General features: G+C 74.6%; 13 protein-coding genes. 8 read left to right on the top strand and 5 right to left on the bottom strand.

Features of this window, described 5'->3' with window-relative positions:
- Nucleotides 1–9: 9 nt before the first annotated feature.
- Nucleotides 10–4,872 (bottom strand): ATP-dependent helicase, encoded by a 4,863-nt coding sequence (locus J5Y05_RS00080; protein WP_210867642.1) that lies wholly within the window; start codon nucleotides 4,870–4,872, stop codon nucleotides 10–12.
- A 190-nt stretch (nucleotides 4,873–5,062) separates the two neighbouring features.
- On the opposite strand from J5Y05_RS00080, the gene J5Y05_RS00085 reads away from it, so the two are divergent.
- From J5Y05_RS00085 to J5Y05_RS00095, 3 genes are read left to right on the top strand one after another with little or no spacing between them, the layout of a single operon-like run.
- Nucleotides 5,063–5,929, top strand: coding sequence for an AraC family transcriptional regulator (locus J5Y05_RS00085; RefSeq protein ID WP_210867643.1), 867 nt, complete (start codon nucleotides 5,063–5,065; stop codon nucleotides 5,927–5,929).
- Nucleotides 5,926–6,666, top strand: coding sequence for an AzlC family ABC transporter permease (locus tag J5Y05_RS00090; RefSeq protein WP_210867644.1), 741 nt, complete (start codon nucleotides 5,926–5,928; stop codon nucleotides 6,664–6,666). Before J5Y05_RS00085 ends, J5Y05_RS00090 begins: the two co-directional genes overlap by 4 nt.
- Nucleotides 6,663–6,971, top strand: a complete 309-nt coding sequence (locus J5Y05_RS00095; protein WP_210867645.1) for an AzlD domain-containing protein — start codon at nucleotides 6,663–6,665, stop codon at nucleotides 6,969–6,971. The genes J5Y05_RS00090 and J5Y05_RS00095 overlap by 4 nt, the downstream gene beginning before the upstream one ends.
- A 12-nt stretch (nucleotides 6,972–6,983) precedes the next feature.
- Here J5Y05_RS00095 and J5Y05_RS00100 read toward each other — a convergent pair whose 3' ends face one another.
- Entirely contained in the window at nucleotides 6,984–7,901 is a 918-nt protein-coding gene (locus tag J5Y05_RS00100; protein ID WP_210867646.1) for a hypothetical protein, read from the bottom strand.
- An 82-nt stretch (nucleotides 7,902–7,983) separates the two neighbouring features.
- On the opposite strand from J5Y05_RS00100, the gene J5Y05_RS00105 reads away from it, so the two are divergent.
- The 5 genes from J5Y05_RS00105 to J5Y05_RS00125 all read left to right on the top strand — a co-directional run bounded on the left by J5Y05_RS00105 (nucleotide 7,984) and on the right by J5Y05_RS00125 (nucleotide 13,215).
- Entirely contained in the window at nucleotides 7,984–8,178 is a 195-nt protein-coding gene (locus J5Y05_RS00105; protein ID WP_210867647.1) for a DUF3046 domain-containing protein, read from the top strand.
- A 165-nt stretch (nucleotides 8,179–8,343) separates the two neighbouring features.
- Nucleotides 8,344–9,507: an AI-2E family transporter gene (locus J5Y05_RS00110; RefSeq protein ID WP_247613974.1), complete on the top strand. Its 1,164-nt coding sequence runs from the start codon at nucleotides 8,344–8,346 to the stop codon at nucleotides 9,505–9,507.
- 285 nt (nucleotides 9,508–9,792) lie between these two features.
- A complete protein-coding gene (gene recA / locus J5Y05_RS00115) occupies nucleotides 9,793–10,911 on the top strand; it encodes a recombinase RecA (protein ID WP_210867649.1) in 1,119 nt (372 codons plus the stop codon).
- Nucleotides 10,912–10,914: 3 nt separating this feature from the next.
- A complete protein-coding gene (gene recX / locus J5Y05_RS00120; protein WP_210867650.1) occupies nucleotides 10,915–11,775 on the top strand; it encodes a recombination regulator RecX in 861 nt (286 codons plus the stop codon).
- A gap of 477 nt (nucleotides 11,776–12,252) precedes the next feature.
- Nucleotides 12,253–13,215, top strand: a complete 963-nt coding sequence (locus tag J5Y05_RS00125) for a sugar ABC transporter substrate-binding protein (RefSeq protein WP_210867651.1) — start codon at nucleotides 12,253–12,255, stop codon at nucleotides 13,213–13,215.
- 99 nt (nucleotides 13,216–13,314) lie between these two features.
- Here J5Y05_RS00125 and J5Y05_RS00130 read toward each other — a convergent pair whose 3' ends face one another.
- The 3 genes from J5Y05_RS00130 to J5Y05_RS32525 all read right to left on the bottom strand — a co-directional run bounded on the left by J5Y05_RS00130 (nucleotide 13,315) and on the right by J5Y05_RS32525 (nucleotide 14,415).
- Nucleotides 13,315–13,707 (bottom strand): rhodanese-like domain-containing protein, encoded by a 393-nt coding sequence (locus J5Y05_RS00130; protein ID WP_210867652.1) that lies wholly within the window; start codon nucleotides 13,705–13,707, stop codon nucleotides 13,315–13,317.
- Complete coding sequence (locus J5Y05_RS00135; RefSeq protein ID WP_307853610.1) at nucleotides 13,704–14,252, bottom strand: cupin domain-containing protein; 549 nt, start codon at nucleotides 14,250–14,252, stop codon at nucleotides 13,704–13,706. The genes J5Y05_RS00130 and J5Y05_RS00135 overlap by 4 nt, the downstream gene beginning before the upstream one ends.
- Before the next feature lie 76 nt (nucleotides 14,253–14,328).
- The gene (locus J5Y05_RS32525) at nucleotides 14,329–14,415 is read right to left on the bottom strand and encodes a putative leader peptide (RefSeq protein WP_311605579.1); all 87 of its coding nucleotides are present in this window, start codon (nucleotides 14,413–14,415) and stop codon (nucleotides 14,329–14,331) included.
- Nucleotides 14,416–14,492: the final 77 nt, after the last annotated feature.

Here is a 14,492-nt window from a genome sequence, read left to right on the forward strand (position 1 = left end):
GTGGCAGGCTCACGCCCGGATGCGCAGACCGCGCGGGGTGGCGATGAAACCGGCCTCCTCCAGCAGGGTGCCGAAGGGCGAGGTCAGGGACGCGGCGCCGTTGATCCGCTCGACGGTGACCGTGCCGAGGGAGCCCGCACGGGCGGCCTCGGACAGGGCCTCCGTGGCCGCCCACAGCCGGGCGTCACCGGCCGGTGGGGCCTCCGGGTCGGTGGGCCAGAGCAGCAGGGTCTTGCCGCCCCGCTCCATGTAGAGGGTCAGCTCGCCGTCGACGAGCACCACCAGTGAGCCCGCCTTGCGGCCCGGCTTGTGCGTGGCGCCGGGCGGGGGATCGGGCCAGGTGAGGGCGGCGCCGTAGGCGTTGGCGGGATCGGCGGCGGCCAGGACGACGGCCCGGGGGCCGGGGCTGGAGCGGCCCCGGCGGCGGAAGCCGTCGCCGCGGCCGGTGTCGTACCCGGTCTCGTGACCGCCGGTGTCGCCGTACCCGTAGCCGCCGCGGGGGCCGCCCGCGCCCGGTTCGGCGTAGCCGTGGGCCGAGGCGAAGTCGCCGGGCGGGAACGCGTCGAGGGACCACGCCTCGGCGCCGAGGCCGTCCGTGCCGGCCGACGGCGCAGCGGGCGGGCCGTCGCCACGCTCGCGGGCGTTGGCGACCGCGCGCAGCCGGTCCACGGCGCCCTCCATGGCGAACTGGGCCGCGCCCAGCCCCTCCACGACATAGCCGCGCCGGGCCTGACCGCTCTCCTCGAAGACGGCCAGCACCCGGTACACCGCCGAGAAGCCGCCCTCGACGCCCTCCGCGCCGACCGCGCCCCGCGTCACCACACCGTGCCGGTCCAGCAGCGTGCGGGCCAGGGCGTGCGCGCGCACGGTCGTGTCGCCCTCCCGCTCGGGCAGCAGCGACCAGCGGCCCGCCACCGTCGGCGGCCCGGTACGGGAGGTGCTGCGGGCGGCTGCGGTCAGCGAGCCGTACCGCCCGCGTGGCACCGCGCGCTTCGCCCGGTGGGCGGTGGAGCCGGCGGTGCGGCCCGAGCCGAGCAGGGAGCGCAGCGGCGCCAGGGTGTCGTTGGTCAGCCGTCCGGACCAGGCCAGGTCCCACAGGGCGTCGGCGAGCTGCGGATCGGTGGCGTCCGGGTGGGTGGTGGCACGGACCTGGTCGGCGATCTGCCGGAAGAAGAGCCCGTAGCCGCCGGAGAGGGCGTCCAGGACGGACTGGTGCAGGGCGGTCGGCTCCAGGGGCTGTGGGGGCGGCAGCAGCAGCGGCGCCGCGTCCGCCAGGTAGAGCGAGACCCAGCCGTCCTTGCCCGGCAGGGAGCCCGCCCCGGCCCACACCACCTCACCCGAGGCGGTCAGCTCGTCCAGCATCGCCGGGGTGTAGCCGGCCACCCGGGACGGCAGGACCAGCTTCTCCAGGGCGGAGGCGGGCACGGAGGCGCCCTGCAACTGCTCGACGGCCCGCACCAGCCCGTCCACACCGCGCAGGGTGTGTCCCGGTCCGATGTGCTGCCACTGGGGCAGGAACTGGCCCAGCGCGGCCGGCGGGGCCGGTTCCAGCTCTTGGCGGAGCGCGGCCAGCGACCTCCGGCGCAGCCTGCGCAACACCGTCGCGTCGCACCACTCCTGGCCGATGCCCGCCGGATGGAACTCGCCCTGCACCACCCGTCCGGCCGCCCCCAGCCGTTGCAGGGCACCCTCGGTGACCGCCACGCCCAGGCCGAAGCGGGCCGCCGCCGTCACCGACGTGAACGGGCCGTGCGTACGGGCGTGGCGGGCGAGGAGGTCCCCCAGGGGGTCCTTCACCGGCTCGGTGAACGCCTCCGGCACGCCGACCGGCAGCGCCGTGCCCAGCGCGTCGCGCAGCCGGCCGGCGTCCTCGATCGCCGCCCAGTGGCCGGCTCCCGCGATGCGCACCGGGATCACCCGCCGGGCGGCGGCCAGCTCCCGTACCCACCCCGGCTCGGCGCCGCGCCGGGCCAGCTCGGCGTCGGTGAGCGGGCCGAGCAGCCGCAGCACGTCCGCGACACCCTCCGGGTCCTTCACCCGGCGGTCCTCGGTGAGCCACTGCAACTCGCGCTCCAGCTCGGTGAGCACGTCCGCGTCGAGCAGCTCGCGCAGCTCCGCCTGGCCCAGCAGCTCGGCCAGCAGCCGCGAGTCCAGGGAGAGCGCCGCCGCACGGCGCTCGGCGAGCGGCGAGTCGCCCTCGTAGAGGAACTGGGCGACGTACCCGAACAGGAGCGAGCGCGCGAAGGGCGACGCCTCCGGGGTGGTGACCTCGACCAGGCGCACCCGGCGGGACTCCAGGTCGCCCATCAGCTCGGCGAGCCCCGGCACGTCGAAGACGTCCTGGAGGCATTCGCGGACCGCCTCCAGCACGATCGGGAACGAGCCGTACTCGCTCGCCACCTCCAGCAACTGGGCGGCGCGCTGGCGCTGCTGCCACAGCGGGGTGCGCCGGCCCGGACTGCGGCGCGGCAGCAGCAGGGCGCGGGCCGCGCACTCGCGGAACCGGGACGCGAACAGGGCCGAGCCGCCCACCTGGTCGGTGACGACCCGGTCGACCTCGCCCTTGTCGAAGACGACGTCGGCCGCGCCGACCGGCGCCTGCTCGGCGTCGTACTCCGTGCCCGGCCGCGCCGGGTCCTGGTCGAGCAGGTCCAGGCCCATCAGGTCGGCGTCGGGCAGGCGCAGCACGATGCCGTCGTCGGCGTGCATGACCTGCGCGTCCATGCCGTACCGCTCGGAGAGGCGGGCGCCGAGCGCGAGCGCCCAGGGGGCGTGGACCTGGGCGCCGAAGGGGGAGTGGACCACGACCCGCCAGTCGCCCAGCTCGTCCCGGAAGCGCTCCACGACGATCGTGCGGTCGTCGGGGATGTGCCCGCATGCCTCGCGCTGTTCGTCGAGGTAGGCCAGTACGTTGTCGGCGGCCCACGCGTCGAGTCCGGCGGTGAGCAGGCGCAGCCGGGCGTCCTCCCGGTCGAGGGCGGAGACCTCGCGCAGGAACGCGCCGAGCGCGCGGCCCAGCTCCAGGGGGCGGCCCAACTGGTCGCCCTTCCAGAAGGGCAGCCTGCCCGGCACGCCCGGGGCGGGGGAGACCAGCACGCGGTCGCGGGTGATGTCCTCGATGCGCCAGGAGCTGGTGCCGAGCGTGAAGACGTCTCCGACCCGGGACTCGTAGACCATCTCCTCGTCCAGCTCGCCGACCCGGCCGCCGCCCTTCTTCGGGTCGGCCCCGGCGAGGAAGACCCCGAAGAGGCCCCGGTCCGGGATGGTGCCGCCGGAGGTGACGGCGAGCCGCTGGGCGCCGGGACGGCCCGTGACCGTACCCGCGACCCGGTCCCAGACCACGCGCGGGCGCAGCTCGGCGAAGGCGTCGGAGGGATAGCGGCCCGCGAGCATGTCCAGGACGGCGGTGAAGGCCGACTCCGGGAGCGAGGCGAAGGGGGCGGCCCGGCGGACCACGGTGAGCAGGTCGTCGGCCTGCCAGGTGTCCAGGGCGGTCATCGCGACGAGCTGCTGGGCGAGGACGTCCAGCGGGTTGGCGGGGATGCGCAGGGACTCGATGGCGCCGGTGCGCATCCGCTCGGTGACCACCGCGGCCTGCACCAGGTCGCCGCGGTACTTCGGGAAGACCACGCCCGTGGAGACGGCGCCGACCTGGTGCCCGGCGCGGCCGACGCGCTGGAGCCCGGAGGCGACGGAGGGCGGGGACTCGACCTGGACGACCAGGTCGACGGCGCCCATGTCGATGCCCAGCTCCAGGCTGGAGGTGGCCACCACCGCGGGCAGGCGGCCCGCCTTGAGATCCTCCTCGACGAGCGAGCGCTGCTCCTTGGAGACCGAGCCGTGGTGGGCGCGGGCGAGCACGGGCGGGGCGCCCTGCGCGGCTCCCGAGCCGCCCATCAGCTCGGCCGGGGAGTGGTGCTCGGCCGGCGGCTCGCCGGTGGCCCGCTCGTACGCGATCTCGTTGAGCCGGTTGCACAGGCGCTCGGCGAGGCGCCGGGAGTTGGCGAAGACGATCGTGGAGCGGTGTGCCTGCACGAGGTCGGCGATGCGCTCCTCGACGTGCGGCCAGATCGACGGCCGCTCGGCGTTCGCGTCCGCGTCGCCGGCCGGGGAGCCGCCCAGCTCGCCCATGTCCTCGACCGGGACGACGACGGAGAGGTCGAACTCCTTGCCCGAGTCGGGCTGGACGATCTCGACCTTGCGCTGCGGCGACAGGAACCGGGCGACCTCGTCCACCGGGCGGACCGTCGCCGACAGGCCGATGCGCCGGGCCGGCCTCGGCAGCAGCTCGTCCAGCCGCTCCAGGGAGAGCGTGAGGTGGGCGCCGCGCTTGGTGCCGGCCACCGCGTGCACCTCGTCCAGGATCACGGTCTCCACGCCGGTCAGCGCGTCCCGCGTGGCCGAGGTCAGCATGAGGAACAGGGACTCCGGTGTGGTGATCAGGATGTCCGGCGGGCGGGTGGCGAGCGCGCGGCGCTCGGCGGGCGGGGTGTCGCCGGAGCGGATGCCGACCTTGATCTCCGGCTCGGGCAGGCCGAGCCGCACGGACTCCTGCCGGATGCCGGTCAGCGGGCTGCGCAGATTGCGCTCGACGTCGACCGCGAGGGCCTTGAGCGGGGAGATGTACAGCACACGGCAGCGCTTCCTGGAATCGGCGGGCGGCGGTACCGACGCGAGGCGGTCCAGGGCGGCGAGGAAGGCGGCCAGCGTCTTTCCCGAGCCGGTGGGGGCGACCACCAGCACGTCCGAGCCCTGGCCGATGGCCTGCCACGCGCCCGCCTGGGCGGCGGTGGGCGCGGAGAAGGCCCCCGTGAACCAGCCGCGGGTCGCGGGGGAGAAGCCGTCGAGGGCTCGGTGTGCGGAGCTGACCATGGCTCCATCCTGCACCCGGCCACTGACAATCGCCCTGAGCTGGGTGAATACGGATGACAGGGCGTAATCGGGCGGGTGGCGACGGCGGCCGGGCGGGCGGTGCGGTCGTGGCGCCGGGCCGACGGCGTACAGTCCCGGCGCCCCGTGGACGGCCCGGCAGCCGCCGCTCCCCATGGCGGAGAATGACGGCATGGCGGGAACGGACGAGCGGGCGCGGCACTGGCGGTACGACGAGCTGCCCGGCGTCGACCTGCTCCGCGCCCGGTACATACGCAAGAGCTTCGTCCGCCACACCCACGAGCACTTCGTCATCGCCGCCATCACCTCCGGCGTCGAGGTCTTCCACCACGGCGGCGGCGACCAGTACGCGGGCGCCGGGACCCTGGCCCTCGTCAACCCCGACACCCCGCACACCGGCCGCGCCGGCGTGCCCGAGGGATGGCGGTACGGGGCCGTGTACCCCTCGCCCGACGTGGTCGCCGCCATCGCCGCCGAGACCACCACGCTGCGCGGCACCCCGGGCTTCGTGCGGCCCGTGCTCGACGACCCCTACACCGTCGAACTCGTCCACAAGGTGCTGCGGGCCACCGACGAGGGCAACGCCCTGGCCGCCGACACCCTGCTGAGGGTGGCGGTGACCCGGCTGCTGCGCCGCAACGGGGGGCCGCTGCCCCGGCGGGACGTGCGCAGCGCGGGCGCGCGCACGGCCGCACGCGCGCGTGCCCTGCTGGAGGAGCGGCTCGCCGGCCCGCCCAGCCTGGAGGAACTCGCCGGGGAACTCGGCAGCAGCCCCTTCGCCCTGCTGCGCGCCTTCCGGGACGCCTACGGCATGCCGCCCCACGCCTGGCTCACCGATGCCCGGGTGCGCCGGGCGCGGCGCCTGCTGGACGCCGGGACCACACCGTCCGAGGCGGCGGCCGTCGTCGGCTTCACCGACCAGCCCCACCTGAACCGCCACTTCACCCGGATCGTGGGCGTGCCTCCCGGCGCCTACCAGCGGGAGCGCAAGAACGTACAAGACACGTGCCGGGGTTTTCTCCTACCGTCTCGGGCGTGAGAGAACAGACAGCAGTCCCGGACACGGGCGCCGGAGACAAGCCGGACGCCGCCGTCGTACGGGACGCACTCGGGGTCGGGGTCGCCGTCGGCCTGTCCGGGTTCGCCTTCGGGGTGACCTCGGCGGGCAGCGGACTGACGCTCCTGCAGACCTGCGCGCTGAGCCTCCTGGTGTTCACCGGGGCCTCCCAGTTCGCGCTCGTGGGCGCGCTCGCGGCCGGCGGGAACCCGCTCACGGCCGCCGCGGGCGCCTTCTTCCTGGGCGTGCGCAACGCCTTCTACGGGCTGCGGCTGTCGCAGTTGCTGGCCCTCCCGCGCGCGGTGCGGCCGTTCGCGGCCCAGTGGGTCATCGACGAGACGACCGCCGTGGCCCTCGCCCAGCCCACCCGGCGCGGCGTCCGGATCGGGTTCGCCGTCACCGGGGTCACCCTGTACGTGCTGTGGAACCTGACCACGCTGCTCGGCGCGCTGGGCGCGGAGGCCCTCGGCGACACCGACGCCTGGGGGCTGGACGCGGCCGGACCCGCGGTCTTCCTCGCGCTGCTCGCGCCGATGCTGAAGACCACGACCGAGCGCGCGACCGCCGCCCTGGCCGTCCTGCTCGGCCTCGGCCTGCTGCCCGTACTGCCCGCCGGGGTGCCGGTCCTGGTGGCCGCGCTCGCGGCACCGGCCGTCCTGTGGGCGCGGGGCCGCCGTTCCGGTGGCACCTCCGGCACCCCGGGGGAGGAGCCGCGGTGAACATCTGGATCGCCATCGGCGTGACCGCCGTCGGCTGCTACGCCGTCAAGCTGCTCGGACTGCTCGTCCCGGCGGGCGCCCTGGAACGCCCCCTGGTCAAGCGGCTGGCCGCCCTGCTGCCGGTCGCCCTGCTCGCCGCGCTCACCGCCCAGCAGACCTTCGCCGACGGGCACGCGCTCGTCGTGGACGCGCGGGTCGCCGGAGTGGCCGCCGCCGCGGTGGCGCTGGTGCTGCGCGCCCCGTTCCTGGTCGTCGTCGCTGCGGCCGTGGTGGTGACCGCGGGGGTGCGGGCCCTGGGCGGCTGAGGCGGTCCACGGTCAGCCGACGAGGCGGCCGTGGGCCCGCAGGGTGAGCAGCGCGTCGAGTGTCGCCGCGGGGCGGGCCTCCCGGTCGGCGGAGGCGGTCCCCAGGGGGTCGGTGAGGGGCCAGCCGCCGTCCTCCTGCTGGGCCGCCACGAGGGCGTCCAGGGAGCGGGCCATCTCGGCGTCCGTGAACCAGGCGCGCGCCAGGGAGCGCGGTGTGCGCGCGTAGTCGTGCGGGAGACGGCGACCGGCCGGGACCCGGCCCGGCAGGGCCCGGCGGGTGTGTCGGCCGTCCGGTTCCAGCACGGCGAGTCGCCGTACCCGCACCAGGCGGCCCAGCCGGTCCGCTGCGGCCCGCGCGCGCGGGCGGTCGGGCGCGGAGTCCAGGAAGGCGAGCGCGGCCTCCACCTCGCGGGGGTGCGTGGCCTCCGTCGACTCGACCGCCTCCCAGCAGAAGTCGGTGGCACGGAACAGCCAGGCGTGCCACACCTCGTTGCGGTGCAGCAGTCCGACGACCGGCGCGGTGGCGAGCAGGTCGCCGAGCGAGCCGGGCGCGACACGGCCCGTGTGCTCGCCCGCCGGCAGCGCCCCGTCGGCGGTGGAGACGGAGGTGAGGTAGCGGCACACACGCTCGACACGCTGGCCGCCGCACCGCCCGACGGCGTCCAGCACGGCGAGGGCCCGCGCGGCGTGCCGCGGCCGGCTCGCCGGACCGCGCAGACCGGGCTCCAGCGCGTGGCCGTACCCGCCGTCCTCGTTGCGGTAGGCGTCCAGGGCGGTCTCCACCGGGTCGGCTCCCTGGCCGCGGAAGTGGTGGGCGAACAGGCGCTGCTCCAGTACGCGCGCGGTGAGCCAGACGAAGTGCTCCGCGCGCGCGAGCGGGGAGCGCGCCGGGGAGGCCGGGGGGAGGGGGGAAGCATCCGTTGCTGCCATGCGACAGACCGTAGGGCGGAAAGCGGTCTCGGCACCCGGTCCCGGCCGCGGGCCCACTCGCACGGGGCGCGATACTGGACGCATGCGGTTGACGGTCTTCTGGCAGCGGATGACGGATCACTTCGGTCCGGGACACGCCGACACCTTCGCGCGCGATCACGTGATGACGGAGCTGGGCGGGCGTACCGTGCACGAGGCCCTGGACGCCGGCTGGGACGCGAAAGAGGTGTGGCGGGTCGTCTGCACGGTGATGCACGTGCCCCCGGAACGGCGCTGACCGGACCCGAAGACCGCCGGACGGGTCCTGGCCGTCCTCCACGTGGGTGACACTTGGTCCGTGGCACCGAATGACCAGAGCGGGCAGGACGCCCGGCACGCATCCCCGCCCGGCTCGACGCCACCCGGCCCGCCCCCGGCGGGTCCCCCGGGGACGGGTTCCGGCATGCCGCGCTGGCTGCCGCGCGCCATGGTGCTGGCGCTCGCGCTCGTCGCCGCCTTCCAGTTGGGCAGTTGGGCGTTCCACCAGCTCACGGGCTTGTTGGCCAACGCCCTCATCGCGTTCTTCCTGGCACTCGCCGTGGAGCCCGCGGTGAGCTGGATGGCCGCCCGCGGGATGCGGCGCGGGCTCGCCACGTTCCTGGTCTTCCTCGCGGTGCTGATCGCCGCAGCCGGTTTCGTCACGCTGCTCGGCTCGATGCTCGCCGGGCAGATCGTCAAAATGGTGGAGGACTTCCCGGAGTACCTCGACTCCGTCATCAACTGGGTCAACAGCCACTTCCACACCGAGCTGCGACGGGTGGACATCCAGGAGGGCCTGCTCCGCTCCGACTGGCTGCGCAACTACGTGCAGAACAGCGCCAGCGGCGTCCTGGACGTGTCCGCGCAGGTCCTCGGGGGCCTCTTCCGGCTGCTGACCGTAGCGCTCTTCTCGTTCTACTTCGCCGCGGACGGGCCCCGGCTGCGCCGCGCGCTCTGCTCCGTCCTGCCGCCCGCCCGGCAGGCCGAGGTGCTGCGCGCGTGGGAGATCGCCGTGGACAAGACCGGCGGCTACCTCTACTCGCGCGGGCTGATGGCGCTGATCTCCGGCATCGCCCACTACGTGGTCCTCCAGGTCCTGGAGGTGCCCTACGCGCCCGCCCTCGCCGTGTGGGTGGGCCTGGTGTCGCAGTTCATCCCCACCATCGGCACGTACCTCGCGGGCGCGCTGCCCATGCTGATCGCCTTCACGGTCGACCCCTGGTACGCGCTGTGGGTGCTGGCCTTCGTGGTGATCTACCAGCAGTTCGAGAACTACGTCCTCCAGCCCAAGCTGACCTCGAAGACGGTGGACATCCACCCCGCGGTCGCCTTCGGCTCGGTCATCGCCGGCACCGCCCTGCTGGGCGCGATCGGGGCGCTCATCGCGATCCCGGCCGTCGCCACGCTCCAGGCGTTCCTCGGCGCCTACGTCAAGCGGTACGACGTCACCGACGACCCGCGGGTCCACGGCCGCCGGAGCCGGGGAGAGGGGCCGGGGGCGCCGGCGCGGACGCGGCGGCTGTGGAGCCGGCGGCCGGTGCCGGAGCCGTCCGAGGCGGGCGGCGCCGGGGGCGACTCCGCGTCCTGAGGGCCCCCGTCCGGGTCCCGCCGCCGGTGCCGCCCCGTTCTCCCACCGGGGTTCGCCTCCCGCTCTCCTCCCCGCGAAGGGGGTGCGTGGCGCGCTTGACACGAAAATCGAACATCTATTCTCATGGAAGTTCCGGCACGGCCCGCGACGGGTGCGGCGGCCGGGGCCGAGGGGAGAGATGCCCGAGTTATCCACAGGCCGGACCGGCATCGGGGCGCATTGTCAGTGGCAGGCGTTAGCGTCTGAGACGTGAAGCGATCGAATCAAGCAAACCGGGTGGAACCCATGGTAGGAACCGACCGAGAGAAGGCCCTGGACGCCGCTCTCGCACAGATTGAACGGCAATTCGGCAAGGGCGCGGTCATGCGCATGGGCGACCGCACGATGGAGCCCATCGAGGTCATCTCGACCGGCTCCACCGCGCTCGACGTGGCCCTCGGCGTCGGCGGCCTTCCCCGCGGCCGGGTCGTGGAGATCTACGGCCCCGAGTCCTCCGGCAAGACGACCCTGACCCTGCACGCGGTGGCGAACGCGCAGAAGGCCGGCGGCCAGGTCGCCTTCGTGGACGCGGAGCACGCCCTCGACCCCGAGTACGCGAAGAAGCTCGGCGTCGACATCGACAACCTGATCCTCTCCCAGCCGGACAACGGCGAGCAGGCCCTGGAGATCGTGGACATGCTGGTCCGCTCCGGCGCCCTCGACCTCATCGTCATCGACTCCGTCGCCGCGCTCGTGCCGCGTGCGGAGATCGAGGGCGAGATGGGCGACAGCCACGTCGGCCTCCAGGCCCGGCTGATGAGCCAGGCCCTGCGGAAGATCACCAGCGCGCTCAACCAGTCCAAGACCACCGCGATCTTCATCAACCAGCTCCGCGAGAAGATCGGAGTGATGTTCGGCTCCCCCGAGACCACGACCGGCGGCCGGGCCCTGAAGTTCTACGCCTCGGTGCGCATCGACATCCGCCGCATCGAGACCCTCAAGGACGGCACGGAGGCGGTCGGCAACCGCACCCGCTGCAAGGTCGTCAAGAACAAGGTCGCGCCCCCCTTCAAGCAGGCCGAGTTCGACATCCTCTACGGCCAGGGCATCAGCCGCGAGGGCGGCCTGATCGACATGGGCGTGGAGCACGGCTTCGTCCGCAAGGCCGGCGCCTGGTACACGTACGAGGGCGACCAGCTCGGCCAGGGCAAGGAGAACGCGCGCAACTTCCTCAAGGACAACCCCGACCTGGCCAACGAGATCGAGAAGAAGATCAAGGAGAAGCTGGGCGTCGGCGTACGTCCCGAGGAGAAGGCGGCGGCCGAGCCGGCCGCGGACGCCGCCACCGAGGCCGCGGCTCCGGCGGTCCCCGCCCCCGCGGCGGCCAAGACCGCCAAGTCCAAGACCGCGGCGGCCAAGAGCTGATCCGTGACACGACGAACCGACTGGTCCGAGTACGCCCGCCAGGACGCCGCCCCGTCCGAGCGCGAGCGCACCAGACCGGGCGGCCGGAGCACCGCCGGCCCGGAGGGCGACGGGCACGGCGGGTACCCCGCCGGGACGGGTGACGGCCCGTACGGGACGGACACGTTCGCCGACGGCGCGGACGTCCCGTATCCGGCGTACGGCGACGCCGAGCCGTACGGCACGGGTGCCGCCGGGGGAGCGCGGCGGGCCGGGGGGCGGACCCGGGCCGGCGCCGGGGGGCGGGGGCGGCGCGGGTCCGCCGGACCGCGCACCGAGGACGGAGGCGACGCTTCCTCGTCGAGGGCCGAGAAGGAGGAGCCTCCGCGGGACCCGGTCGAGCAGGCACGGGCGATCTGCCTGCGCCTGCTCACCGGGACCCCGCGCACCCGCAGCCAGCTCGCCGACGCCCTGCGCAAACGGGAGATCCCCGAGGAAGCCGCCGAGGAGGTGCTGTCCCGCTTCGAGGAGGTCGGCCTGATCGACGACGGTGCCTTCGCACGGGCCTGGGTGGAGTCCCGTCACCACGGCCGCGGACTGGCCCGGCGCGCGCTCGCCCGGGAGCTGCGGACCAAGGGCGTCGACTCCGCCGCCATCGACGAGGCCGTCGCCCGGGTGGACTCCGAGCAGGAGGAGGAGACCGCCCGCGACCTCGTCGCCCGGAAGCTGCGCGCCACCCGCGGCCTCGACCGGGACAAGCGGCTGCGCCGCCTCGCGGGAATGCTGGCCCGCAAGGGCTATCCGGAGGGCATGGCCCTGCGGGTGGTCCGCCAGGCACTGGAAGAGGAGGGGGAGGACACGGAGCACCTCGACGAGGGTTACTGAGGGCGCCGCCGCCGGGGAGGAGCATCTGGCAGCCATCGCGGGCCGGGCCGCGGACGAGTTCAGGCGGCCCCCGCCCTGGACCGCCCCCCGCCCCGGACCGGCCGCGGTCCAGGACCGTCCCCCTGCCCAGGACCGCCCGCCATCCGGGACCGTCCGCCGTACAGGACCGGCCGCGGTCCAGGGCCGGCCCCGCGCTCAGGACCGCCCCACGGCCGGGTTCCCGCCGCCGGACAGGTGCCCGGCACCGGTGCCTCGCCGCGCCACACTGCCACCGCGACGCCCCTGCCGTCTCCCTTCCGAGAGGTGAAGACCACGCACGATTACCTTGCGCTCCCGGGAGGGTGACGCCGCCTTGGACGGCTGTACCGTCTGCGCCGTCGTGCGGCTGCCCGAGCCGCGCTCCGTGCGCGGACGACGTCCCCTGGACTCCGGCCGACGCGCGGGCCCCGGAAGGTATGTGCAGAAAGGCGGCCCCTCATGTCCCTCCCCGTGCGTCCCCGAAGAGCGGCGCAGGCGCTGATACTCGGCATCGGCCTGGTGCTGTGTGGCTGCGGAGCAGACACCGCCGGTTCCGGTTCGGGGAAGAGCGGGCCCCTCACCCTGGGCTTCGTGAACGGGGGCGCCAGCCAGTTCCACACCTGTCTGCAACGCTCCGTGGAGCTGACCGCCAAGAACAACTTCGCCAAGCTCGTCTCCGCCAACTCCGAACAGGACGCGGCGAAGGAACTCGCCAACATCGAGGACATGATCGAGCGCAAGGTCGACGCGATCATCCTTCAGACCGTCAGCACGGACGCCCTCAAGAAGGACATCGAGAAGGCCAAGGACGCGGGCATCCCCGTCTTCCTGACCTCCGTCAGCGCCGACCCCGACGACATCCTCGGCGCGGTCGTCGTCGACCTCGAACAGGTCGGGCGGCTCGACGCGCAGTGGATCGCCGACGACGCCGCGGGCCGCCGGGCAGAGGTCGGCATCGTCGCGGGGGCGCCGGGCGCCGCCTCCGACCTGCTCGTCGGGGGCTTCACCAAGGCCCTGCCCGCCAACGCCGAGGTGGTCGCCCACCAGCCCGGCATGTTCGACGCCGCCAAGGCCGCGAAGGTCGCCGCGGCCATGGCCACCGCCCACCCCGGCCTGGACTACGCCTTCGTCGCCAACGAGCAGATGGCCTTCGCGGCCCGTGAGGCATTCGACGCGGCCGGAGCGGACAAGGTGAAGATCGTGACCGTCAACGGCACCGACGAGGCCCTCGCCGCGCTCAAGGACGGCCGCTTCTCCGCGACGGTCTCCAACTCGGCCGGAAACACCGGTGAACTGGCCGTCCAGAACGCGATCGCCCTGCTGCGCGGCAGGAAGGCCGCGAAGATCGACCACACGCCGATCCGGCTCGTCACCAAGGGCAACGCGGACATGGCACCGCTCTACTGCCCCAACGGCCTCTGACCCCGCCCGCCGCGCCCGGCACCGCGCCGGCCGGCACCGGGAGCAGCCCGACACCACGCCCCGCCCGGCACCGGGAGCCGCGCGTCCCGAGCCCCGGTGCTACGCCGCCGTGACCGGCAGGCCCGCCGCCCGCCACGCCTGGAAGCCGCCGATCAGGTCGGTCGCCCGGTAGAGGCCGAGACGGTGCAGGGACTCCGCCGCGAGGCTGGAGGCGTAGCCCTCGTCGCACACCACGACGACCCGCAGGTCGTGGCGCGTGGCCTCGGGAACGCGGTGGCTGCCCGATGGGTCGAGGCGCCACTCCAGTTCGTTGCGCTCGATCACCAGCGCCCCCGGGATCACGCCGTCCCGCTCCCGCAGGGCGGCGTATCGGATGTCCACGAGCAGGGCCTCGCCGGCGGAGGCGGCCTCGTAGGCGGTGCGCGCGTCGATCCGCCGGTAGCCGCGGCGTACGCGTTCCAGGAGGGCGTCGATCCCGGCCGGGCGGTTCACTGCCAGTCCTGCGGGCGCTCGACCTGCTCCAGACGGAGCGTCTGCCCGCTGCGGCTGTAGCGGCGGATGCGCGGCAGGGGCGGGTAGTAGGCGTGGACGGAGACGGCGTGCCGGTCGGGGGAGTCGTTGAGCACCTCGTGGACGTGGTGCCGGCCGAAGGCGCGGCCGGTCCCGGCGGGGAGGAGCCGTTCCCGGTCCACGCCGTCGGTGAGTTCGAGGGTCCTCCAGCCGTCGGTGGGCAGGCGGGCGGCGAGGGCGTGCTCGCGGAGTTCGCCCGCCGCCGTGACGAAGGCGCCCCGCGAGTCGGCGTGGTCGTGCCAGCCGGTGCCGGTGCCGGGCGGCCAGCCGATCAGCCATGCCTCACTGCCGCCGGGGCCGTCCAGCCGCAGCCAGGTGCGAGCGTCGGGGGAGAGGGGGAGCGAGGCGATGAGCGGGGCGTCGGCGGCGGCCCGCCGGGCGAAGTCGAGGAGTTGTGCCTCGGTGGGCGCGGAGGCGTCCGCGGCGGACCGGGCGGGGGAGGACAGGGCAGGGGAGGGGGCAGACACGGGTGACCGTCCTGAGGGTTCGCACGGGGCGCGCGGCGGCACACGGCGGCGGCGCGCGCGGGGAGGGGAGGCGATGTCAGCAGGACGGGCGACACACGCAGCCCGCATAGCGGACGAGGTCCATATGGACCCTCCGCCACAGGCGCACATCGGTGTCGGTCACGGTCGGGAGTACACCACGGCCGGGGAAGAGGGTCAACTCGCTGTCACCCAGTGGACGGCAGCGTTCCGCGCGGTGCG

It is taken from the genome of Streptomyces tagetis (assembly GCF_018069565.1).
Lineage (GTDB): Bacteria > Actinomycetota > Actinomycetes > Streptomycetales > Streptomycetaceae > Streptomyces > Streptomyces tagetis.

Excerpts from the sequence above, each read along its gene's own strand:
- J5Y05_RS00080 (WP_210867642.1), bottom strand. The coding sequence starts at position 4,872 with ATGGTCAGCTCCGCACACCGAGCCCTCGACGGCTTCTCCCCCGCGACC.
- J5Y05_RS00085 (WP_210867643.1), top strand. The coding sequence starts at position 5,063 with ATGGCGGGAACGGACGAGCGGGCGCGGCACTGGCGGTACGACGAGCTG.
- J5Y05_RS00100 (WP_210867646.1), bottom strand. The coding sequence starts at position 7,901 with ATGGCAGCAACGGATGCTTCCCCCCTCCCCCCGGCCTCCCCGGCGCGC.
- J5Y05_RS00105 (WP_210867647.1), top strand. The coding sequence starts at position 7,984 with ATGCGGTTGACGGTCTTCTGGCAGCGGATGACGGATCACTTCGGTCCG.
- J5Y05_RS00110 (WP_247613974.1), top strand. The coding sequence starts at position 8,344 with ATGCCGCGCTGGCTGCCGCGCGCCATGGTGCTGGCGCTCGCGCTCGTC.
- recA (WP_210867649.1), top strand. The coding sequence starts at position 9,793 with ATGGTAGGAACCGACCGAGAGAAGGCCCTGGACGCCGCTCTCGCACAG.
- J5Y05_RS00125 (WP_210867651.1), top strand. The coding sequence starts at position 12,253 with ATGTCCCTCCCCGTGCGTCCCCGAAGAGCGGCGCAGGCGCTGATACTC.